The following is a 24,032-nucleotide window of genomic DNA, read 5'->3' on the forward strand; positions in this document are numbered from 1 at the left end:
TTGTCTCTAGCTCGCGAGATCGTGTACAGCTTCTTAGAGATGAAAGCTGAGCGGGCGACCATTCACGGGGTGCGGAATCACGCCCATGGGAATGCCGTAGATGGATTCCAGCGTTGCGCCGTCCATGAGTTCTTCTGGACTGCCCTGGACCAGCAGACGACCGCCGTGCAAGGCCACTAGGTGGTCGCAGTAGCGTGCCGCCATGTTGATCTCATGAAGGACTACCACCACGCCTAACCGAAGACGGTGGCTGAGTTCGCGGATCAGCTGCAGGACCTCGACCTGATGGGCGATGTCCAGTGCCGAGGTCGGTTCGTCCAGCAGCAAGTAATTCGTATCCTGAGCCAGCAGCATGGCCAGCCAGACGCGTTGACGCTCGCCACCGGACAGGCTGTCCACCAGTCGCCCGGCGTACACCTCGGTATGGGTGAGCTGCAGCGCCCGCTCGATGGACTGGCGATCTGCGGCACCAAAGCGACCCAGGGCACCATGCCAGGGGTAACGGCCAAAGCTGACCAGTTCCCTTACGGTCAGGCCATCGGCCGCTGGTAGTTGCTGCGGTAAGTAGGCTACGCGGCGTGCGAAGTCCCGGTTATTCCACTGCGCCAGAGGCCGTCCGTCGAAGGTGATTTCGCCGGCACTCAGTCCTTGCTGGCGGGCAAGCAGCTTGATGAGCGTCGACTTGCCCGAGCCGTTGTGACCAATGAGACCGACGACCTGACCGTCCGGCAGATGCAAGTCGAGCGGCTGCAACAGAGCACGGTCACCGAGGATGAAGGAGGCGCCTTGGAGTTCGAACATGGAGACAGCCGCAGAGGAAGATCGAGCCGGCAGCCTAAAACAAGCGAGAATGCTTATCAATGTTGCCGCTGCGGGTGGTGACAGACTTGCGGTCGGCGGCCTCGCGTCCTCGGTGTGCCAGGCGCGTATCCCGTCTATCAGTCGACTCGGGCAGCTAGTGTGGTGTTTCAGAATTTATCTACACAATGTTGGCGGCGCTTTTTGCCGCAGAGGCGGACCTCCCCAGGCGGCGTTGCCACTCCTCGCCATAGCCCTGCTATGACTGGTCGCGGCGCCTGGCCCAGTCGGAGCGCCGAACCGCTAAAAATCACTCGCCCATTCTTGCGCGAACGTCTGAAACACCAGACTAGATAGTCACCCGTTGCGCCGATTGCCTGGCGGCTGCGCGTCCGCCAGACGGGCGCGTGCAGCGCTCGGAATTCTCATGTACCGCTCGTACACTTGCGCGCACCCGGCTGACAGCCGCTCGCGATATTTTGTTAGCCACTCTAAACAGCCGCGTGCCTCGTTCGTCCTTTAAGGGAGCGGGCTTACGGGGCTGTTGCTCTACAGGGCCAAGTCATGAGCTATTGCGGCCACGCCGCTTATCCTTGGGGCGCCCATTGCCGTCTGTATGCCGGTGGAGTTTTCATGTCCAACCCAAAGCTTTCTCGTGGCGACGGGTCCTGGCGTATGGGCCCTGTTGCGCAGAGGCGCGGGGAAAGTGGCGCATGCCCCTTGCTGACCTGCCAGCCAAGGACAACGCGAGCGTGGAACATTTCTGCGTCTTCCCTGGCGATGGGGGCCTCTTCGATTATTGACGCTGCCAGGAGTTTGATGGGGCCGGCGTGTCTGGCCCCAGCAGGCCGGTTGCCCAAGAGCCTGTTCAACGTTTCGCGAGCCAGAGCCAGACAAGGCCCAGGTGGCCCCGCGAAATAGCTGAGGAAGCGGATCGGACCCGCGCTAAGGGTTACGAGTGGTAAATGAGCATTGCGACGGGGCCGCCTAGGTAGGGCTGGCGACCCAGGGCATTGTCAACGCCGTTTGGCCGACGCGTAGCAGACTTTGAACGGGTTCTCTAAGGTAGGGTGGATGACACCTGATCTAATCTTCATAGGATCGCTCAATCGATGATTCCTGCCTTGGCGCCCCTGTTCAGCGGGCCGCTTCAACCTTTCTCCACCCTGTTGCGCTTGCCCAAGGCAGGAGAGGAGGTAGTACCCCTCAGTAGCGTGTTGGCTGGCGGGCTGACAGAGGTATTGCAGAACTATGGCGGTGACCCCGACCTCGATCAGCGGGCGCTGCTCTCGGTATGGTCCAAGTACTACTTCTCCCGGCTGATTCCTCCGGTCGCAGCGGCCTCGCTGTTGCGGCGCTGGCGTTTGCCGGTCGCTGTCGATCAGTTGGGGCTGGTCCTGAATGATGCCTGGGTACCGGAAGCCTTCGTGTTATCTCACGGTGGCGAAGCTTTCGCGGAAGATTCCCTGGATGTGCTGCAGCCGCTGGTGCTTGAAAATCTTCGGCCTTTCATCGAAGGGGTTTGTGCGCAAGTGAAGCTGTCGCCCAAGGTCCTCTGGAGCAACGCTGGCAACTATCTGGAATGGTTTGTCGGTGAGTTGCGTAAGGCAGGGTTTCCCGCCAGTAGCTTGCCGCCCTTCGATCACTGGCTCGAGCAGCCATATGACGCTCAGGGTGTACGCAATCCGTTGTTCAAACCGGTGATCTACGTCGAGCTACCCCTGGCGGGTGACGCCACACGGTCGTCCTGGCAGTGGCGACAGCGGCGTGTCTGCTGCATCCGCTACCGGTTGCCGGACGAGGACCTCTGCAGCAATTGCCCGTTGTTGAAGGATCCTCAGCCCGAGGCATCGGGCTAGCAGCTGTGGTTTGCCGTACGCCCGGGCTGTCGGCGAGTACCCACCGACCTTGCCAGACAAACCGCATGGGGCTAGACCTCCCCACTCTGCGGTCGCTGCGCCCGGGAATTTTCCGGCAAGCGCCTGAGCGAGCTGACCGTACACCATCGTGACCAACCACGACGACAATCCGCGGGACGGTTCCACCTGGGAATTGCTCTGCCTCTACTGCCACGACAACGAGCACAGCCGCTACACCGACCAGCGGTACTTCTGCGACAGCTCCCTGAGCACTCCCAAGGTGGTCCAGGCCACCCACAATCCCTTCGCGGGGCTGGAGGGGTTGTTGAGGAAGGACTAATCCCGAGCGAAGGTTGGGTTTAGCCCGATTTCAACCAGTTAGCAGCTATTCATCGCAGCCATGGTGGTCCGCCGATGCAGCCGCTCTGGCTTGGACTATCGCGGCCATGGGCCGCTCCTACAAAAGCCTCATCACCTGTAGGAGCGGCCCATGGCCGCGATGTATGGTGGGCGGGGTTGAACGAGGTTGGGTCCTGGCGGTTCAGGCCCTGAGCGGTGGCACTTATCCCCATGCGCTGCTCGGTTGCCAGCTTGCTCTGGCAACCGAGCTTCGGCTTAAGAAGATGTTAAGCCTCGCGCCCTAGGCTGCTGGAATCGGGCCGGTTCGACGGCCTGCAGCCTGCGAGACGCGCATGAGCATCGGACCTTCGAAGACGAGGCCCTGGCTGAGGCGAGCGGCCTTGGCCTTGGCGGTCAGCTCCTGCATGAGCAACGCCTTCGCCGAGATGACGGTCATTCGGGCGGAAGGCAGCGCAGCGACCACTACCTCCACGTCGGTATACTTCAATGCGGGGGTGAACGATCGCTCGATCAGTTCGTTGCTGGCGGCCCTGAGCGACATCTCCGCGAAGTACCCCGGCACCCAGAACGTCAATCTCTATATCAACAGCTCGGGTGGGAGCATGGAGGCGGGCTACGTTGCCTATGAATTCCTCCGCCGCTATCCGTTCAAGGTGAACGCCATCAATGCGGCGACTACGGACTCCGCCGCGACGATGCTCTATTGCGCCACCGCCGACCGCTATGCCGAGCCACTCTCGCGCTTTCTCCTGCATCCCGCCGCGGTCGGCATTGCCATGAGTGGCTACCTCAAGCCCGACCAGGCCAAGCAGGCGTTCGAGGATGCCGAGCAGGAAAATCTCAAGTTCAGCGACATCTACAAGGACTGTCTCAAGCTGCCCGCGAACGACATCAGCACGCTGCTCTCCTCCGAAAGCAACCGGCGGCGCCTGGACTACCCGGCCGCCAAGAGTCTCGGGCTCATCACCCAGGAACTCGATCAGCTACCGCGAACCTCCGACCGGGCGACCTACTTCATCACCGATGGGGGCGGTCGATGAACGACACATAGCTGCCCTCAGTTCGCGACAAAAATTGTGCCGAATCTGGCATTGCCGGCGAAAATCCGCATGTCGATGAGAAGAGCAGTAGCGCAGCCATTCGTCAGCAGAACGAAAAGCCCCTCCTTGACAGGCAAGGTATCTGGACAAATACTCGCCGCAAGATTCATATAGATGACTAGATAACAAGGCGAATAAAGTCGATGAATTCCTTATCCAGTGATGCCCGACTGCCGCTGTACCAACGCCTGCGTGACCAATTGGCTGAGCAGATCGCCAATAATCGCTGGCGTCCGGGGGAGGCGATCCCTACAGAAGCGGCGCTGTCTGCGGAATACCAACTGTCCACCGGCACGGTGCGCAAAGCGATTGATGCGCTGGTCAGTGAGGGCATTCTGGAGCGTCAGCAAGGGCGAGGGACGTTCATTCGCCGGGCGCAGTTTCAATCCTCCTTGTTCCGTTTCTTCCGATTCCAGACTGTTTCCGGTGAGCGCCAGGTCCCGGAGAGTCGCATCCTCTCGATCGAGCCCATTGCAGCACCCTCGGCCGTGGCGCAAGCGCTGGGGTTGCCCGCCGATGCACCGGTCATTCGTATTGTCCGTGTGCGTCTGCTCGATGTTAAGCCGGTGCTCGCCGAAGAAATCTGGTTGCCCCGCCAGCGGTTTCAGGCGCTGCTGGAGATCGACCTCAGTCGCGAAGGGCCGCTGCTGTATCCGATCTACGAAGAAGTGTGCGGACAGGTTGTCGCATCGGCCGAAGAAACGCTGACCGCTGAATCGGTGAATGACGTGCATGCCCGCTTGCTCCAGGTAGCGGTCAACAGTCCAGTGATCGTGATCGAGCGTTTGGCCCGCGATTATGCGGGTAGCCCGCTGGAATGGCGTCGCTCGCGCGGCCACGCGGAGCACTTCCGCTACAGCGTGGATATTCGCTGACGCCTGTCTGCGTAGCGAAGTGTTCTACGGCGGCTAGATCGCCGCCCGATTGCTGTTTGTTTGCCAACGTCGACCCTGTCGCGGTGGGGTTGGCTGTTGGCTGCCTTGCGTAACACCTATAAGGATAAGAATCATGTTCAGCTGGTATCGCCAAGTCACTCCTCGGGAACGCAAAACGTTTTGGGCCTGCTTCGGCGGATGGTCGCTCGATGCCTTGGAAGTACAGATGTTCGGTCTGGCGATTCCGGCGCTGATCGCCGCTTTCGCGCTGACCAAGGGTGATGCCGGATTGATCAGCGGCGTTACCCTCGTCACCTCGGCACTCGGTGGCTGGGTGGGTGGGACGTTGTCTGACCGCTATGGCCGTGTGCGCACGTTGCAGTTGATGATTTTGTGGTTCTCGTTCTTCACCTTTCTCTCGGCTTTCGTCACGGGCTTCAATCAGCTGTTGGTGGTCAAGGCGCTGCAGGGTTTCGGGCTTGGCGGGGAGTGGGCGGCCGGCGCGGTGCTGATGGCCGAGACGATCAATCCGCATTATCGCGGCAAGGTCATGGGCACTGTACAAAGTGCCTGGGCGGTGGGTTGGGGCCTGGCGGTCGGGGTGTTCACGCTGATCTATACCTCTGTGCCACAGGACATGGCCTGGCGTGTGATGTTCCTTGTCGGGTTGCTGCCGTCGTTCCTGATCATCTGGGTGCGTCGTAACGTTGAGGAGCCGGACAGCTTCCGGCGTCTGCAAAAAGACAACGCCATCCCGCAGAGTTTCTTCACGTCGCTCGCCGGCATTTTTCGCCCGGAACTGATTCGCGTGACCCTGTTTGGCGGCCTGCTGGGACTGGGCGCGCACGGTGGCTATCACGCGGTCATGACCTGGTTACCGACCTTCCTCAAGACCGAGCGCAATCTGTCTGTGCTGAACTCGGGCGGCTATCTGGCGGTGATCATCTTCGCCTTCTGGTGTGGTTGTGTGGCCAGCGGCTATTTGATCGATCGCATTGGCCGTCGTAAAAATATTGTGCTGTTTGCCTTGTGCTGCGTGGTCACGGTGCAGTGCTACGTATTTTTGCCGCTGACCAATACGCAGATGCTGTTCCTGGGGTTCCCGTTGGGGTTCTTCGCCGCCGGTATTCCGGCCAGTCTGGGAGCTTTCTTCAACGAACTTTACCCTGCCGATGTACGCGGCGCCGGCGTTGGCTTTTGCTACAACTTTGGCCGGGTGCTGTCCGCTGTATTTCCATTCCTGGTCGGGCACATGAGTGACTCCATGTCGCTGGGTTCGGCGATTGGTATCGATGCCGGAATCGCCTACGGCGTGGGGGTGCTTGCCGCACTTTGCCTGCCTGAAACCCGGGGCAGGGACCTTGAAGCCAATGCCACCGCCGTTCCGGCCGATATCAACGGCAATCAGCGCGCTCGGGCGTGATGATCCCAACCTTCAGTAGATAAAACCCATGTCAGCTCCCCGCCTCAAGTCGATCACCGGCATTGACTCCCATGCCCATGTGTTCAGCCGTGATCTGCAGCTGATCGGTGCACCGCGCTACAGTCCTGAGTACGACGCCACGCTTGAGCAGTACCTCGAGCATTTGCAAACCCATGGGCTGAGTCACGGTGTATTGGTGCAACCAAGTTTCCTTGGCACCGACAATAGCTACCTGTTGGCGGCGTTGAAGCAAGCGCCTCAGCAGTTGCGCGGTGTGGTAGTGCTGGAGCCAGGCATCAGTCGTTCTACCTTGAATGACATGGCTCGACTGGGCGTGGTCGGCGTGCGCCTGAACCTGATTGGCAAGGCGTTACCTGATTTTCGTGACAGTGCCTGGCAAGGGTTTTTCAGTGATATCGCTGATCTCGACTGGCATGTCGAGTTGCACCGGGAAGTCAAGGATCTGCCGGGCTTGATCCGGCAATTGACGCCGTTCGGCGTGAAATTGGTGATCGATCACTTTGGGCGGCCGAACGCGAATGCGGGTCTCGATCAGCCCGGGTTTGGCGAGTTGCTTGAGGCCGGAGCGAAAGGTTCGATCTGGATCAAGGTATCGGGAATCTATCGTCTGGGAGGTACGCCACAACAGAACATTGATTTCGCTCGAAGGGCATTACCGGCGCTGGAACAAAGCGTTGGCCTGCATCAGTTGGTATGGGGCAGCGACTGGCCGCATACGCAGCATGAGCAAAGCATCGGTTTCGCCACCGTCGTCGACCAGCTGCAAGCCCTGGAGCTTTCGGCGCAAGCCAGTGCCTCGCTGCTGGTGCAAGCGCCTCGCAGGTTATTTGGTTTTTAGGTTCTGTACGAAAAGTCGCCGAGCGAAGGTCAGGCGAGGCGAAAAAGGCTGAGGAAGCGGAGTTTACGAGCGGTAAATGAGCATTGCGACCGGGCTGGCGATCCAGGCCTTTTTCAACGAAGCATCACCGAGCGCAGGCATTTTTCGTACAGAACCTAGAAAGACGAACGCTGCAACCTAGCCGTTGCAGATGCCATTCATCTCACCCACTTACAAGAGTTTGGCACCAGCCCAACCGAGAACCTTTCATGACTCCCTTAGATATAGAACTGTTACTGACTGCATTGATCAGCGTCGTGGTGCTGGTAGCGCTGATCGTCTCGCGCCTCAAAATGCACCCGCTGCTGGCTTTGCTGGTAGTTTCCGTCGGCGTAGGCTTTGCAACCGGTATGGAGCCGGATCGCATCGTCTCCCACTTGGTCACCGGCGCCGGCAAGACACTGGGGGCAGTGGGGGTGGTCATCGCGCTGGGGGCGATGCTCGGCAAAATACTGGCGGACGCCGGCGTCACCGAGCAGATTGCTGCGGTCATCCTCAAGCGCACATCGGATCGGATGATTCCGTGGGCGATGATGATGGTCGCGTTTGTGATTGGCATTCCGATGTTTTTCGAGGTCGGCCTGGTGATCATGCTGCCGCTGATCTTCAGCGTGGCGCGCAAGCTGGAAAGTCAGGCGCGCTTCAGGGGTTCAGCCTATGTCTATGTGGGCGTTCCGGTGATTGCCGCACTGGCCGCCATGCACGGTATGGTCCCGCCGCACCCTGGCCCTTTGACGGCCATCGCCGCGCTGAAAACCTCGGTCGGGCCGACCATGCTCTATGGTTTCCTGGCGGCTATCCCGGCCATGATTTTAGGCGGCCCACTGTATGGCGCTTTCATTTCCCCGCGCATGAGCACCCGGCCCGATCAGGTGTTGCTGGATCAGTTCACCCTGGCTGAAAAAGCCGACGATAAACCAGGCCCCAGCGTATACCTCGGCGTGCTGGCAGCCTTGCTGCCGGCGATCCTGATGCTGATCCATGCCGTCGCCGAGATGGTATTGGCCAAGGACAATGCGCTGCTGAAAATGGCCGGCTTCCTCGGCAATCCGCTGATAGCGATGCTGCTGGGCGTGCTGTTCGCCGGGGCCAGTCTGGTACTCGCGCGCGGCGGCGATGCGGGGCAATTGCGCGAATCGCTGGGCAAGAGCCTCAAGCCAATCGCCTCGATCATCATGATCATCGCCGGCGGAGGTGCCTTTCAGGAACTGCTGACCAGTGCCAAGGTGGGCGATGCGATTGTCCACCTGACTCAGCAGTCGGCGTTCCCTCCGCTGATCCTCGGTTGGTTGATCGCCATGTTGCTTTCGGTCTCTACCGGTTCCGCCACGGTAGGTATCGTGGGGGCTGCCGGCTTGCTGGCGCCGCTTGCCGGTGCTGATCCCAGCCTCAACCTGCCGCTGCTGGCCTTGTCCATTGGCTGCGGCTCGCTGTTCTTCAACTACGCCAACCATGCAGGTTTCTGGATGGTGAAGGAATCCTTCGGCATGACGATGGGCGAAGCCACCAAGACTATTTCGGTGGTGCAATCGATCGTCGCTGTGGTCGGTTTGATTGTAGTGTTGCTGTTGAACGTGGTCGTGTAATGACCTGAGGCGGCGTCAAATCAGGACGCCGCCATCTGTGAAACCCCTTATTGGTCGTCGATCAGGCGCGGCAGTTGCAGCGGATTGGACTCGCGCAGTGCCTCAACGGCCGCTTTGGCCGGTTAGCGACGGTCTCACTTCGACCCAAAGCTGCCGTTCCCCTAAGGCAGCTGGCGGCCACCATGCGCTCAACCTGGCACGCCGCTACCTGATGAAGAAGGGCGGGCTGGGTGCGGGTCCCTTCTCGGCCATGGAAAAAGAAATTCTCGATGTCCTTGCGGAAGCCGTAACGACGTTGCGGCGCTCGGGTTGCTTACCACACGACATCGTCAAGAGCCTATGCGCTGGCGGGCTCATCGCCGCGGTGCAGCGCAGCGTCTCCCATTGCGGTCTGCTACGGTGCCGCACCGATTGTGAGTCCGATGCGGTGCTGCGGGGTATCTTCGAAGCTATCGTGAATCGCCATCCGACAGCGTTCAGTGCCGAAACCGTAAGATTGGCGAGTTTGCACGCGGTTTAGCCGGCGCCTGCCATTCCAAGCGGTTGGATGACCCATCGCCTGCAGCGGGAACAGGATGCGCTCAGGTGCCCAGTCGCGAGCGGATAAACGCCGAGCAGGCTATCCGTCCCCGCATCGTCGACCGACTCGGACAAGCCAGGGCCTGGCAATTCGTAGGGGTGACAAGGCTGCGACGCCCGCAGTTCTTACCTGGAAAGCGTCAGGTCCGACGCCAACACGGGGATCGAGGCTCCTGAGCGATAGGCCATCCTGAGGGCGTTGCCATCATCTCGTTCCCGTTCTTCAGAAAGACGACAGAAGCCGCTGCCGCCAGGGTCGGGGTGAACGCGCTACCGAGCGAGTCGGTGCGCTTTCACAAGCGACGGAACAGCGCGTTCCGGATCCGTTTTACCCTTGATCGGCCGCCTTCCCGGCCGTCCCGGCCTGCCAGCGGATCTTGGACCGAGCCCCCTGCAGCGCTCTCGCGAGGGGACGTTCGCCGGCGAAGGCGCTGCGGAAGTACCGTATCCCGTGAATCCCAGTTGGCCGCCCAGGTAGCGCGTGGCGCTTGCCAGGGCTTGATCATGTGCAGGTCCCGAGCCCAGGAGGGTGTCCAGGAAGATATCCGGTCGCCCGTCCCGCCGTGTTTTAGATCGCTGGTAATAGTGGCCATTGAACGGAGGCCGTCGTAGCGCTTCTGACATTAGGCGAATGTCATTTACAGGAGAGCACAGATGTCTGACGAAGCTAAAACCCGGATAGATGCAGGAGCGCGGCGGGAAGATCTGCCGCCTACGCTGGAAGAAACGCAGGCCAGGAATGCAGAGCTCCGTTTAGAAAAAATGGCAAAACAGCGCCAGCGGGAACGTTCGGATCTTTCGATAACAGCGGACAGGAACGATAAGTTGGTTCCCTGATCTCACGATTGCCCTGGATCAGCCGCTTCTTTACCGGTGATGCGCCCCTGCACGTAGGGCTCATCATGGGTGCTGAGGAGTTGCTCTGCTTTGCTGTTCATCTTTTTCACTATGGCTTTGATTTTCCAGTGAACGGCTCTTTTACCCGACTCGCCCTATACCTATAGGCGAAGGTAATTGATCCGCTCAGCACCGGCGCCTGGCGCTTTCCAATCGTTTCGGTCCCCTTGAGTTTGGTCGAGACGGCGATCGCCGAGGATGGAGCAGGTCGGCAATCCAGCTCCGTCTGGCGCTTGACCACTTGCCGAGGCGCTTCGTTGTGAGGGCGCGCATTCCGCCGCCTGTCGTAATGACCTCGCCTGGCGAACCGACTACCAATGCCAACGATCCGGGCGCTGGACGCTGCATCCGGAATTGCCGCTTACGTCACTGATCGCAGGGAAATACGCATAGCGCAACCTCTCCTTTTCTGCGTTTATAAAGCAGCTCAAAAATACCGCGAGTGTATATCCATAGGTCGCGGAATCCATTCTGGCCAGGCTGAAACCAGTGCGATGGCGCGGATGTTAAAACTGGCATGGCGTTCGATGGGGAACTTTTGTCGGTCAATATTCGATGCCGTTGGCAAGAATATGGAGACTGTCTCCATCAAGCCTGAATGTATCGCTGGCGACGTGTGGCGAATACGAAGTTTGGAAATGCTTATTTGCTCATGAACAGAGGGGATCAATAGCCAGGTTGATTGGTCGGGATGTGGGTATCGACATATCGTTCGCCTGGAGCCCTTGATGCTTTTTACCTGAGCCTGATTGGGTTCGTGGGGGCTTACCCGCAAGAGTGTGCTTTTGCTCGCAAATGGCCGGTGTCAATGGCGTTGCTTTGGATGCCATGGTTTAGTCGTCGTGGTTGCCTGAGGGTTACGCGGTCCTGAGTGGATTGTGAAGGCCATGTCGTAGTGCGGCCTTTTCGGATTTCGTGTTTTGTGCCTACCTGCTGTGCTGGTGGCACACGCATAGGTGTTTGGAGGTGCCATGCTAAAAGACTCAGCGTTTATAGAAGGTCTGTTGTATTTCTTGCTGATCGGCGTGGTCTTGTTGGTGTTGCTGTCCAGTCTGGTTTTCGATTCTTGGTAAGTGATCATTTTGGGCGGCCTGCTTATACGCCTCCCAGGAAGAGAATGGATTTCCCCCTGTTGGTGGTGATTGAAGGCTTTTGAATTTGTGAGTGAATGTCATGTTTGGGAAGCGCTCAGGTTATATCCCGTTTTGACTGCCCCGCTGTCTAGGGTGGGGGCGGTGCCTTGAAGACGGTGAGTCGCGCACGCGAGGATAGGGGTTGGTCGACTGGTAGTGGTGCCTTTGATCTTACGGGTCCCTCGATTTTGAAATAAGCGGGGTGCTTGGTTTGAAGAGGTATTCGACCCGAGAGTGCTCTTTGCGCAACAGCGTGGTGTTGATAGGGCCTGGAATACAATGCAAATCGCGAAGGCCTGGTTTGATTGTTGCCATAATCTGATGGCTATTATTTGATACGTGGATGCTGGGGGAAAGCGCTACGGGTCCATGATGCCATTTCGTGATAGCCACAGTTGACATGGGCTGGGCAGAGGTGGTGATGGACGTTAATCTGATGGTGGTTGCTACGAAGGCGCGAGCCTTTGGATTCATAAAACATATTGGTTCGACGTCCAAGGTATTTGGCGTTTCTCATTTCACTGGCGTGAGCTCCGCATTAGCGGCGCTCAAGGGGCAAGGGGCACCCGATGTCATCGTTCTAGTGTTGACAAGGGGCGTTCTGAAGACTGCCGAGATCCCGGACCTCTTGAGTGTTGCCGCTGCAAACATTCCTCCCATCCCCGTTGTGCTGGTAGGGGCGGAGTCACTTCGAGCGAAAGCAAAGGTCGCCATTCAACAAGGCGCGCACATTTACCTAAGCGACGAGGATTCCGATCCCCACGTCTTGGTACAAGCCCTACAGGACGTCTGGACCGGGTCTGAAGGATACCGCGTACGCAATAGCGCTCTGTCGAGAGCCCAGATCACCCTGGACTCCATCAGCGACGGGGTGATAGGTACCGATGACGCGGGAAAGGTTGAATACATCAATCCCGCCGCCGAGAAGCTGACCGGTTGGTCGAAGGAATTGGCGAAAGGAAAGCCGGTCGGCGATGTCATGAAAGTCAAGCTCGATGGGGCATTTGGCGACATCCCTCATCCGGTAGAGCTGGCGCTGAGCAAGCGCGCACCTACGGGATTGAGTGCGGGCGCCGTGCTCTTGAGGCGCAATGGCGGAGCAATAGACATCGAGGACTCCACCGCGCCGATGATCGATGAAAAGGGGGCAGTAACGGGGGCGGTCATCGTATTCCATGATGTCTCGATGGAGCGCGCCATGAAAGCCAAGATGACTTATCTGGCAGAACATGATCAATTGACCCATCTGCCCAATCGCCTATTGTTCCGCGACAGGGCGGCGCAATCATTGCGATCCGGGATCAGGAGTCGTTCAAGCGTCGCGATACTCTTTCTTGATCTGGATAATTTCAAGGGGATAAACGATTCCTTTGGACATTCGGTGGGCGACAAGCTTCTGGTTTCCGTTGCAGCTCGTCTGTCGGGATGTGTTCGGGAGGAGGATACGGTGAGCAGGCAGGGAGGCGATGAGTTTTTAGTGTTGCTCGCAGGACTCAAGAGTCGCGAAGCTGCCGAAAAAGTCGCGAAAAAAATTATATCCAGTTGCAATGAACCTCATTTCATAGATGACCAAGAAATTCATATTACGATCAGCATGGGTGTAGGGTTTTCTCCGCAAGAGCATGTCGATATAGATTCGCTTATTGCTCAGGCTGACACGGCCATGTACCGGACGAAGCAGAATGGCCGAAACGGCTATACCTTCTTTAGCAATGAGATAGGTGCTCAGGCCCAGGAGCGTCAGAGAATCGAGGAGGGCCTTCGTCAATGTATCGATCTTGACGAGGTCAGGCTCGTTTATCAGCCGAAAATTGATCTTTCGAGTGGTGCGGTAGTGGGGGTTGAGGCATTGATGCGATGGACCAACCACGTCCTGGGAGAGGTGGCGCCGAATAGCTTCATTCCCGTCGCTGAGGCGACGAGACTGGTGGTGGCGCTAGGTCGATGGGCCATAAAGGAAGCCTGTACTCAAATAGGGCAGTGGAGGTCGCTTGGTTTGGGGGAGATCAAAATCGCCGTCAATGTGTCGGCCTTGGAGTTGGAGGACGACGCCTATGCAGACTATGTCTTCACGGTGTTGAGCGACTGTAAGCTGGATCCGGGCCTGCTGCAGTTGGAAGTGACTGAGACGGTGTTCATAAAGGATTTCAGCAAGTGCTTGATGAGGTTGGAAGCTCTGAAGAAAGCAGGTGTTTCACTGGCGCTCGATGACTTTGGTACCGGTTATTCGAGCTTTTCATACTTGACCAGTATGCCCTTTGATTTTTTAAAGATAGACAGATCGTTTGTTCATGATATCGAGTTGGATAGCGGGAGGGTGGCGGTGGTGGGTGCCATGCTCTCGATGGCAAAAAGTCTCGGCCTCACGGTGATAGCTGAAGGTATAGAGACCTCGGCTGAGGCAGAGTTTTTTATTAATGGCGGATGCGATCAGGCGCAAGGCTTTTTCTTTAGTAAACCCTTGGAAGCCATGGATATGCCCTGTTTCCTTAGCCAGCAGCGCCTGACTACCGGCTAGTTTCCCTGATAGGGCGCCTTGCAGGATGCCTAGGGTCGTGGCATTGGCTCGGAAAAGTAAGCTGGATGTTCGATGCGCCTTTGGCCTACGGATAGGTTGACGATCCCTCCACGCCTCAAGGGCCGCACGCGTCTTAGCGGCGTATCGGCAGATACGACAGCAAACGATCGGTTTCCTTTTTCACCACGGCATAGCATTCACAACTCAACTGTTCGAGGTGCTTACGGTTGAGCACCGTGATGTGGCCGCGGCTGTATTCGATCGCGCCCTTGCGCTGCAGTTTGCCCGCCGCCTCGGTAACCCCTTCGCGACGCACGCCGAGCATGTTGGCGATCAATTCCTGGGTCATGTTCAGCTGATTCCCAGGCAGACGATCCAGCGACAACAACAGCCAACGACACAGCTGCTGGTCGATCGAATGGTGGCGGTTGCAAACGGCGGTCTGCGACATCTGGGTGATCAGTGCCTGGGTATATCGCAGCATCAGCACCAGCATGTCGCCATGTCGATCGAATTCTTCCGTCAGGCGCTGACCTTGCAGCCGATACGCATAGCCACCGCTTTGCACTACGGCACGGCTAGGTGTGCTCTCGCCGCCCATGAACAGCGAGATACCTACCAGCCCTTCGTTACCCACCACGGCGATTTCCGCAGAGGCGCCGTTTTCCATCACATTGAGCAGCGAAACGATCGCGTCGGTGGGGAAGTACACGTGGCGTACGGGCTCGCCAGATTCATAGAGCACCTGACCCAGCGACAGCTGGACGAGCTCCAGATGCTAAGAGAGCCGTTGTTGGACGTCGCCAGGTAGCGCAGCCAACAGGCTATTGCGCTGCAGCTTGGAGTCTTCGGGCATGGCTTCTCTTCGGCGGTGCGGTCGGATCGACCCGTCACTATACGCCTGGCGTCACCCGCGAATGCTCCCTTGGCGTCAGGTGCTGCTGGATTGGCTCGCGGTATCGACGATGTTGATCAGGTCCTGACCGCGGGCGCGCGCAGACTCGTAGCGGGCCAGCTCGCTGGGCGAAGCCTCGACGAAGGTGACGGTTGCGGAATCCGGCGGGCGGACGTCGCGCCTGGTGACCCGGATGATGTTGCCCGAACCCTGTGAAACGACGAAATAGGCGAGCATGACGACTTCCTCTTGGCTGTCTGAGCGATCTTGCGGTGTGGCGCGCTCCGGGGAGTTCGCGAAGCTGGTCGCCGTGCTTGTGTCCGAAGACCAGCCGTTCGTTCGGATGGCCCCCACCTCAGTCGTGAATATCGTTGATACCTTTGCACGATGCGGCTGTTTACCGGCCCTTCGTCGTCAAGTCCTGTCCCTCCGCCTCGCGCGCCCCTGCGAAGTGCTCGGAGCGCTCTGTCATTGCGCCGCTCTAGTTGTCCGGCCAGCGCACCTCGACCTGATGCTCCAGGCCATCGTCGATCAAACCGAAGCTGTCACCTTGCACCATCGTGCCGTCCAGTAGGATGGTCGGCTGGGGCAGGTCGCCGCGGGAGAGCGCGATGCGGTAAAGGGTGGTGCCGAAACGGTAGTCCAGGCTGAAGGTCGTCCACTCCGCCGGCAGCACCGGGCGGATGCGCAACTGGGTGCCGCTGCGTTGCACGCCGAGCAGCGACTCGACGATCAGCTGATACATCCAGCCGGCCGAGCCGGTGTACCAGCTCCAACCGCCCCGTCCTTCGTGGGGCGGCATGCCATAGACATCGGCAGCCACGACATAGGGCTCGACCTTGTAGGTGGCGGTGGCATCGTTGCCGTGGCCGACTGGATTGATCATCCGCAGTAGCTCCCATGCCCGGGCACTGTCTCCCAACTCGGCAAACGCCATGCCCGCCCACACCGCCGCATGGGTGTACTGCCCACCGTTCTCGCGAACGCCGGGTACATAGCCCTTGATGTAGCCAGGATCGAGTACACCCTGGTCGAAGGGCGGATCCAGCAACTGCACCAGGCCGATATCACGACGCATGAGGTGCTGCTCCAGAGACGCCATGGCCACGCGTTGGCGTGGCTCCGGCGCCGCGCCCGACAGCACCGACCAGCTCTGGGCGATGGAGTCGATGCGGCATTCATCATTGCTGGTAGAGCCCAGGGGCGTACCATCGTCGAAGTAGGCGCGGCGATACCAGTCTCCGTCCCACGCGTGCGCATCGAGGCTGAGGCGCAAGGTCTCGGCCTCTTCCTCGCAGCGCCTGGCAAAGGCGGCATCGTCATGGAGCAGGGCGGTGGTGGCGAAGCGGCGGAGCACGTCGTAGCCAAAGAAACCGAGCCAGACGCTTTCACCCTTGCCCCCTTCGCCGACGCGATTCATGCCATCGTTCCAGTCGCCGTCACCCATCAGCGGCAAGCCGTGAGCGCCACGCGCCAGGCTGTGCTCGATGGCCCTCACGCAATGCTGGTACAGCGTCTCTCGTAAGGAGGAGTGGGTCGGCAGGTCGTAATAGGACTGTTCACCACTGTTGAGCGCGCGTCCTTCCAGGTAACCCACGCTTTCCGAGAGGACACTGGCATCACCGGTGACCTTGACGTAGCGGCTGGTCGCCCATGCCAGCCAGAGATAGTCGTCGGAGCAGCGGGTACGCACACCCCGATCCAGGGGCGGGTGCCACCAATGCTGCACGTCGCCTTCGATGAATTGATGGGCAGCGCACAGCAGCAGGTGCTGGCGAACCGCGGCCGGGTCGGCATGCAGCATGGCCATGCTGTCCTGCAACTGATCGCGGAAACCGAACGCCCCGCCGGATTGGTAATAGCCACTGCGGGCCCAGAAGCGACAGGCGATCACCTGATACATCAGCCAGCCGTTGACCAGCACGTCCACGGCCGGCTCCGGCGTAGTGATCTGCAGCTTGCCCAGCGTGTCTTGCCAGTGCGTGCGTACGCCTTGCAATTCCGCTTCTGCGGTGACGTTACCCCGCATGCGCAGCACCAGACGCGACGCGGAGGTGGCATTCTGCGCGGCGCCGAGCCGGAAGGTGACGCTACGCTTCTCGTCAGGCGCCAGTTGCATATCCACCCGCAGGGCGGCGCAAGGATCGAGACCGGGGCCGCTGCGCCCGGACAGGTGGGGCTGCGCCATCGCGGCAGGCGCACCGAGATGCCCATTGCGACCGATGAAGTCACCACGGCCGGCGGTACTGCTGGCGATCGGCATATCGACGTCATAGAAGGCCACGCGGCCCGGAAACTCGATGGAGTAGCTGTTACGTGCGAAGAGCGCGCCGCTGTTCGGGTCGGTCTCGCTGACCACGTGCATGCAGGCTTTCTCGCGAAGATCCCCGAGTACCCAGGCCACGTAGCCAGTGATCGACAGCCGCCGGGGTCGAGCCGAGGTGTTATGGATTTTCAGGTGCGAGAACTTGACCGGATCCTGTAGCGATACGTAGACCCACAATTCGCTGCGGATACCGTCTTCTTCGTGTTCGAAGACGCTGTAGCCGAAGCCGTGCCGGGTCACGTAGGTACCCTTGCCAGGACGGGGCAAGGGCGTGGCCGACCAGTAGTGGCCGCTGTCCTCGTCACGGAGGTAGAGGGTCTCGTCGCCTGGATCGCTGACCGGATCGTTGCGCCACGGGGTCAGGCGGAACTCGTGGGCATTTTCGTACCAGGTGTAGGCGTTGCCGCTTTCCGAAATCACGCTGCCGAAGTTGGGGTTTGCCAGCACGTTCACCCAGGGCGCTGGTGTGCGCTGTCCGGCATGCGAGTGAATGACGTATTCCTTGCCATCGGCGCTGAAGCCGCCATGGGGGTTGCCGAGGATCAGGGAGGCATCGGCCCATGGAATCGCAGCGGTTACAACGACGCTGGGCAACAGCTCCGCCGCGAAAGCAGGTAGCTTCGGTTCCGCGCGGCGCCGATGGACCTGCTCGGAGAGACTGCCGCGCTCATCGCTGAGCACCAGGTGCGCGACCGCCAGCATCAGCACGCGATCCTCATGGGAGAGCTGTTGCGCCGGACGCACGAAGATGCCACCTGGCCGATCGATCAAGTGCGCCTCGCTGCCCGAGGTGACCAGCTCCATGATCGAGTCCTGGAGATCCTGCCGATAGCCCGCTTGGTCTTCGTTCCAGATCACCAGGTCGACACTGAGCCCTTTGTGTCGCCAGTAGGCGTGAGCCTGTACCAGCTTGCGCACCAGATCGATATGGATAGCCGTGGAAATCTGCAGGAGTACGATGGGACGGTCGCCCGAGATCGCCTGGCCCCATAGGCCGCTTTGATTGCGCTGATTGGCGGCCAGGATATTCGGCGCGGCACGCAGGGAGGGGTTGGTATAGATAATGGATGCAGCCATCTGCTCGAACAGCCGCGCCTCGGCGTGGGAGGTGTTGAGCTGGCGCAGCAGTACCTGGCTGTGGGTCCAGCTCAGGTCAAAGACGCGATCAGCGAGGCGGCGGTCGCGGTACTTGTTGATCAGCTGGAGGCAACCCTCACGGTTGTCGCTCACGCCGGTCACCAGGTCGATGGTGGCGATCTGGCCTGGGTCGAAGGTGATCCGGCAGCGGATGGCCACGATGGGATCGAGCACTGCGCCGGCGGTACCGGAAAGTGCCTCGGCATCCATGGCGGCGGGGTGCGTCAGGTTGCGCCCGCGACCGATGAAGCGGGCTCGGTCGGTCTCGTAGGAGATCGCCACGATGTCCGCATCGTGGACGGCCAGGAGGTGACACAACCACGGCACCTTTTCGTCACTGGAGCGCGGCCGCCGGCTGCACAGAATGGCCTGCAGAGGGAGGAGCAGCTCGCTTTGCACGAACAGCTTGCTGAATGCCGGGTGCAAGGCGTCACTCAACGCGGGGGCCAGGACCACTTCGGCGTAGCTGGTAAGCTCCAGTGTTCGGCGCCGTCCACTGCGATTGCTGATGTGCAGGCGCCGCAATTCGATGTCGTCTTCCGGAGAGACGACGATTTCGGTATGGACGTCGAAATCACGTTCGCGGACCCGAAACTCGGCCCTGGCATCGGTGAAGATCGCCTCGAAGCCCTCTGTCTTGCGTAAGGTGGGCTGGTGCGCCGAGGACCAGAAATAGCCGCTGTCCACCTCGCGGAGGTAACAGAAGGTGCCGGTGTTATCGCAGGTGATGTCTTCCTGCCAGCGAGTGACGGCGAGGTTATCGCGGCGGCTGTAACCGCCGCCGGCATTGCTGATCATTACATGGTAGCAGCCGTTGGAAAGTAACTGCACCGCCGGGTGCCGACGGCAAGGGTCGGTGTAGACCCGCAGCTTGTTCTCACTGGCACGTGAGACCTGGTCCTCCAGCGAGGCATTGGCGGTGTGCAGGTACTGCGTGGCACTTTTCGGCGCCCGTTCCTGCAGCAGCAAGGACGTGGCCTGAAACTGCGGATTGGCTTCGAAGCGGCGCTGCATGGGCCGTTCGAGCAATACCTGGGTCAGCGACAGCAGGCTCATGCCCTGGTGGTGCGCCATGAACGACTGGATGAGTCCGGCGTGCTGCCCTGGCGGGAGGCGAGCGCTGGTGAAGTCGATGGCTTCATACAGGCCATAGCGGCCAGTCATGCCCATGCCGGCCAGGCGTTGGAGATTCTTGCAGGCGGCTTCTGGCGCTACCATCAGCGCCAGTACCGACGCATAGGGTGCCATCACCAGGTCTTCGCCAAGCCCGCGCTTGAGACCCAGGCCGGGTACGCCAAAGGCCCGGTACTGATAGTTCAGTTGTGCGTCCAGAGTGCAGTAGCCGGACTCGGATACGCCCCACGGCAGGTCCAGCTGCTGGCCGTATTCGATCTGCCTCGCCACGGCCGCGCGGCAGGTTTGGTCGAGCAGGGTGCCGGCATAGGTGGGCATGACCAGCATCGGCATCAGATATTCGAACATCGAACCGGTCCAGGACAGCAACACGGGATTCCTGCCGTTGCTCGTCAACAGCCGGCCGAGGGTGAACCAGCTTTCCTGCGGCAGTTGTCCCTGCGCGATGGCCAGGAAAACGGTCAGGCGCGCTTCCGATGCCAGGAGATCGTAGTAGCCGCCATCCAGGCGTTGTTCCTCGACGTTGTAGCCAATGGTCAGCAGCTCGCGTTGCGGGTTGTAGAGAAAGGTGAAGTCCATGTCGGCCAGGTCGGCAGTGACATCTGCCAGGCGCAGCGCGGTGGCGATGCGCTCGCTGGCCTGGGCGATCACCGCCCGTACCCGAGGCTGTTCGGCAAGGGGCCACTGGGTGACCTCCAGTTGCGCCAGCTCATGCCAACTGGCTGATGCCAGGGGGGATCCAGGGAGGATGAGGCTGGCCACCTCGCCATGGAGATCCTGGCATTGTGCAAACAGTGCCTGGCGCCAGTAGTCGGCTTCGGGAGCCGCTTCCAGTGCGGGTTTCAGAGCGTCGGCCCAAACGATCAGGCGCTGCAGGACGGTACTGATCTCGTGCAGACCTTCAAGCGTATGGGCTGACGCCAATTCGCTGTGCGCACCGTCGAGCAGGTGCTCATCCAGTCCACTGGCCACTATTGCTTCCCGCAGCACGGCAAGGCAGTCCGCCAGGCCGCCGCACCAGTGAGCGTTGAGCACTGGCGCGTGCGGCAATTCATAAAGCCCGGATCTCAGGGTCAGTAACAGGCCCGCCAGATTGCCGCTGTCCACTGTCGACACGTAGCGCGGTGGCAGCGGTTGCAGGGTCTGGGTGTCGTACCAGTTGTAGAAGTGGCGGCGATGACGCTCCAGCCGCGACATGCTGGCCAGGGTCTTGTCCAGTCGTGTGAGCAGGCGGCCCCCGCTCAGGTAGGCGAAGTCATGGGCCGCCAGGTGGGACAGCAGTGCCATGCCCATGTTGGTCGGCGAGGTTCGGTGCGCGGTCACTGCCGTTGGCTGCTCCTGAATGTTGTCCGGTGGCAGCCAGTTATCGCCGGGGCCCACCTGGTCATCGAAGAAGGCCCAGGTCTTGCGCGTCAGGCAGCGCAGAAATTGCTGCTCCACGGGTGAAGGTGTGAATACCGATTGGCCGCTTGGCTGGCTCAACCGATAGGCGACGGCGGGTGCCAGCAGCCAGGCCAGCAGGAAGGGCGCGGCGCTTGCCAAGGCCCAGGGGTCATCCAGCAGCAGGGCGGCCACGCCGCTGGCCAGCAGTGGCGCCACCCACATCAGCCGATACAGGCCGGACAGGTCGTTGTGGCTGCTGCGCTCCACTTCGCGGGACGAATTCCATTGCAGCAGATGGCGGTGGCTGATGGCCAGGCGCCACAGTGTGCGACCGATGGCGTCCAGGCTGCTGAAGGCTTCGAAGGGTAGCCACACCAGGCTCAGCAGCGCCCGCGTGAACTGCTGGGTCGCACTGCGAAGGACCACCTTCAGGTGCTGACCGAGCTGGATGTCCGGGGCCTTGTGCAGCAGCTCCAGCGAGGCGCTGATCAGGGGGTGGGTGATCACCAGCAGCAATACGCCCAGGCTCCACGCCAGTGGGTGAGCGCTGGCCAACCACCCCCATAGCAGTACCCCGAGAAAGGCGGCCGGCTCCAGGCTACGACGCAGGTTGTCGATGATCTTCCAATAGGCCAGGTGCGTCAGGCGATTCGGCTCCAGACCACCATCGGATTTCGGGGTCCAGGGCATTAGCCACGGCAGCAACTGCCAGTCGCCGCGGATCCAGCGATGACGGCGCTTGGCGTCGGCGCTGTAGCGCGCCGGATGCTCTTCATAGAGCTGTACGTCACTGATCAGGCCGGAGTGGGCGTAACAGCCTTCGATCAAGTCGTGGCTGAGAATACGGTTCTCGGGAAAGCGGTCCTTCAGGGCATGCTCGAAGGCATCCACGGCATAGATCCCTTTGCCGATGAATGAGCCGTTGCCGAACAAGTCCTGGTAGACGTCGGAGACGGAGCGCGTATAGGGGTCCACGCCAGCGTCGCTGCCGAACAGCTGAGCGTACGTGGAACGGGTGATGCTCGGCAGGCTGATGCCGACACGAGGTTGCAGGATCGCGTAGCCGCTGGTGATGCGTTTCTGGCGCCCATCGAAGCGCGGTTGGTTGAGCGGGTGGCAGATCGCACCCAAGAGCTGACTCGCCACGTCGCGCGGCAATTGGGTGTCGGTATCCAGCGTGATGACGTAGCTGATCCTGGGCAGCGCCGAGATATTGCCGACCACCAGAGAGAAACGTCCAGCGCCATGCCCGCGTAGCAGCGCATTGAGGTCCGCTAGCTTGCCGCGCTTGCGCTCGTGGCCTATCCAGCGCTGTTCGGTAGGATTCCAGCGTCGCGGGCGATGCAGCAGGAAGAACCGCGCCGCGCCGGTTTCCGGGTACTTCAGGTTCAGGGCTTCGATAGCCTGGCTCGCGTAGTGCAGCACCGCCGCGTCACTCTCGATGACTTCGCTCTGGGCATCCATGAAATCGGTGAGCAGGGCGAAATGCAGGTTGGCGTCACGGTTGGCGAGAAAGCGTACCTCCATGCCATCGATCAGCTCTTCCACATCCTGAACGCTACCGATCAGGGTTGGCACCACGACCAGTGTGCGTGCATCGGAGGGAATACCGGCGCTGAAATCCAGGCGAGGCAGAATATCCGGCCGCAGCGTCAGGGTCACCAGGCGGTTGACCAGCGCGATGGCCAGCTGGCTGGTCATTACCATTATCGGCCCGCCAAGCAGCACCATCGTCCAGAGTCCCCAGCCGTCCGCTGTCGACCAGGTGAAGAAGGGCCAGGCCAACAGCAGGCTGAGCGCCATGACGGGCACGATAAAGAACGCCAGGGGCGCGCCGCGCAGGATTCGCCGGCAGCGCTCCACCAGGGAGCGCCGGGCACCCAGCTGTATTTCCAGTGTGGCCAGTCCCGCTCCCACCAGGTAAAAACCGACGTGCCTCTTCAACGGGTCCTGTTCCGCCGCGGCGTCGCAGAGACCGATGGCCGCCTGCGCGATGTCGATCTCGGAATGCGAGCAGCTGCGCGCCAGGCGCTCGATGGCGTGGCGGTAGTGATCGCGAGTGGCGAAATCCATGCGGCGGTAGATGTCAGCCGGGTCCTTGGCCAGCGCCTGTTCGACGCCGCTCAGGCGCTCGACGAACTCGCGCCAGTCCGCCGCCGATAGCAGCCGCAAGCTGTTGATGCTGTTACTGATCGACACCTGCTCCGTGGCCTGCAGTTGGCCATCGAGATGAATAAGGCGTTCGACACTTTGGCCGGACTCCGCCAGGACCTGTTCGACCCAGGTCATCGGCAGAACGAGTGAGGTACTCTGGCCCTGCAAACGTCGCGAGAGCTCCGCAACGAAGGCGCTGGTCATCGGCGGCGCAGAGCGTGCGAGGTCGGCCACCAGCAGCACTACGCTCTTGGCGTCGTGCTCGGCGGTGGAAATGAAACGGTCGGCCCAGTCGTTGGCGAGATTACGATCGGTCCAGCTAGCCATCACCTGTGACGCGACACGCCGAAGATTTTCGATCAACGCCAGGCGCAACATGATGGGAATGGCCCACAGCTCGCCCAGGGTCAGGGGCGTCACCGCCTGATAAGCGGTGACGAAACGGCTCAGATTATCGCTATCGACGCGGCCGTCGCCGTGAGCGATGGTTTCCAGCGCGATGTCATACACCCGTGGAAAGGTGCGCGAGGGCCCGTCTTCCAGACCGGGCAGCTCACGGCAGTAGCCTTTGGGCAGGTGTTTCTGGGCGGTGCGTATCTGCTCTTCGACCAGATAGAAATTGTCGAGTAGCCAGGCGGCCGCGGGCGTGGCGCGTTGCTTGGACAGCGCCGCCACGGCCATCGCCTGGCCACTGCTGGCCAGTACCGCGGCATTCTCGGCAAGGCGGTGAAGCAGAGCGTCCGAGGTGGTATGGGAACTCAGTTGATGTTGTCGGGCGAGATGAGCGCCGTGGGCGGCCATCTGCTCCAGACTGAACAGTTCCGCGCGCAAGGCCGGCTCGTACTGGAAGGTGCGCGGCGCGGGATGCCACAACCGGCGGATTGCTCGAAGCCATTGCCTATCCATGTTTTCCTTAGCATTCAACGCGAAACGTAGACAACGACGCGGAGATGCCTTTCACGCTATTGCCGCGGGCA

At 60.5% G+C, this 24,032-nt stretch carries 12 protein-coding genes, 1 other RNA gene and 2 pseudogenes; 10 read left to right on the forward strand and 5 right to left on the reverse strand.

Features of this window, described 5'->3' with window-relative positions; all coding sequences use genetic code 11:
* Positions 1-33: 33 nt before the first annotated feature.
* Positions 34-801: an ATP-binding cassette domain-containing protein gene (locus RND78_RS11540; protein WP_312728878.1), complete on the reverse strand. Its 768-nt coding sequence runs from the start codon at positions 799-801 to the stop codon at positions 34-36.
* Positions 802-1,225: 424 nt separating this feature from the next.
* On the opposite strand from RND78_RS11540, the gene RND78_RS11545 reads away from it, so the two are divergent.
* From RND78_RS11545 to RND78_RS11555, 3 genes and pseudogenes are all read left to right on the forward strand, one after another.
* A non-coding RNA gene (locus RND78_RS11545) (sX9 sRNA) lies at positions 1,226-1,286 on the forward strand.
* A gap of 624 nt (positions 1,287-1,910) precedes the next feature.
* A complete protein-coding gene (fhuF, locus tag RND78_RS11550; RefSeq protein WP_312728880.1) occupies positions 1,911-2,657 on the forward strand; it encodes a siderophore-iron reductase FhuF in 747 nt (248 codons plus the stop codon).
* Positions 2,658-2,741: 84 nt separating this feature from the next.
* Positions 2,742-2,997 (forward strand): annotated as a pseudogene (locus tag RND78_RS11555) (YajD family HNH nuclease); the annotation flags it as partial.
* 300 nt (positions 2,998-3,297) lie between these two features.
* On the opposite strand, the gene RND78_RS11560 reads toward RND78_RS11555, so the two are convergent.
* The gene (locus tag RND78_RS11560) at positions 3,298-3,423 is read right to left on the reverse strand and encodes a hypothetical protein (protein WP_312728882.1); all 126 of its coding nucleotides are present in this window, start codon (positions 3,421-3,423) and stop codon (positions 3,298-3,300) included.
* Between RND78_RS11560 and RND78_RS11565 the strand changes: the two genes are divergently transcribed.
* The 7 genes from RND78_RS11565 (at position 3,422) to RND78_RS11595 (ending at position 14,026) form a co-directional block, all read left to right on the forward strand.
* Positions 3,422-4,057, forward strand: coding sequence for an ATP-dependent Clp protease proteolytic subunit (locus RND78_RS11565; RefSeq protein ID WP_312728883.1), 636 nt, complete (start codon positions 3,422-3,424; stop codon positions 4,055-4,057). The two genes, RND78_RS11560 and RND78_RS11565, sit on opposite strands and share 2 nt — an antisense overlap.
* 203 nt (positions 4,058-4,260) lie before the next feature.
* Positions 4,261-4,992 carry a GntR family transcriptional regulator gene (locus RND78_RS11570; RefSeq protein ID WP_217829801.1) on the forward strand — a complete coding sequence of 244 codons (732 nt, stop codon included), beginning with the start codon at positions 4,261-4,263 and terminating at the stop codon, positions 4,990-4,992.
* Between the two features lie 133 nt (positions 4,993-5,125).
* Positions 5,126-6,415 (forward strand): MFS transporter, encoded by a 1,290-nt coding sequence (locus RND78_RS11575; protein ID WP_312728886.1) that lies wholly within the window; start codon positions 5,126-5,128, stop codon positions 6,413-6,415.
* 28 nt (positions 6,416-6,443) lie between these two features.
* Positions 6,444-7,274, forward strand: a complete 831-nt coding sequence (locus RND78_RS11580) for an amidohydrolase family protein (protein WP_312728888.1) — start codon at positions 6,444-6,446, stop codon at positions 7,272-7,274.
* A 248-nt stretch (positions 7,275-7,522) separates the two neighbouring features.
* On the forward strand, positions 7,523-8,899 hold the full coding sequence (locus RND78_RS11585) for a gluconate:H+ symporter (protein ID WP_312728889.1): 1,377 nt from the start codon (positions 7,523-7,525) through the stop codon (positions 8,897-8,899).
* 1,233 nt (positions 8,900-10,132) lie between these two features.
* Entirely contained in the window at positions 10,133-10,315 is a 183-nt protein-coding gene (locus RND78_RS11590) for a hypothetical protein (RefSeq protein ID WP_312728891.1), read from the forward strand.
* A gap of 1,614 nt (positions 10,316-11,929) precedes the next feature.
* The gene (locus tag RND78_RS11595; RefSeq protein ID WP_312728892.1) at positions 11,930-14,026 is read left to right on the forward strand and encodes an EAL domain-containing protein; all 2,097 of its coding nucleotides are present in this window, start codon (positions 11,930-11,932) and stop codon (positions 14,024-14,026) included.
* A gap of 133 nt (positions 14,027-14,159) precedes the next feature.
* Here the strand turns inward: RND78_RS11595 and RND78_RS11600 are convergent.
* From RND78_RS11600 to RND78_RS11610, 3 genes and pseudogenes are all read right to left on the reverse strand, one after another.
* Positions 14,160-14,882, reverse strand: a pseudogene (locus RND78_RS11600) (Crp/Fnr family transcriptional regulator).
* 75 nt (positions 14,883-14,957) lie between these two features.
* Entirely contained in the window at positions 14,958-15,158 is a 201-nt protein-coding gene (locus RND78_RS11605; RefSeq protein ID WP_312728894.1) for a hypothetical protein, read from the reverse strand.
* A gap of 244 nt (positions 15,159-15,402) precedes the next feature.
* Positions 15,403-23,961 carry a GH36-type glycosyl hydrolase domain-containing protein gene (locus RND78_RS11610; protein ID WP_312728896.1) on the reverse strand — a complete coding sequence of 2,853 codons (8,559 nt, stop codon included), beginning with the start codon at positions 23,959-23,961 and terminating at the stop codon, positions 15,403-15,405.
* Positions 23,962-24,032: the final 71 nt, after the last annotated feature.

This window comes from Pseudomonas oryzihabitans, from assembly GCF_032027545.1.
Lineage (GTDB): Bacteria > Pseudomonadota > Gammaproteobacteria > Pseudomonadales > Pseudomonadaceae > Chryseomonas > Chryseomonas oryzihabitans_F.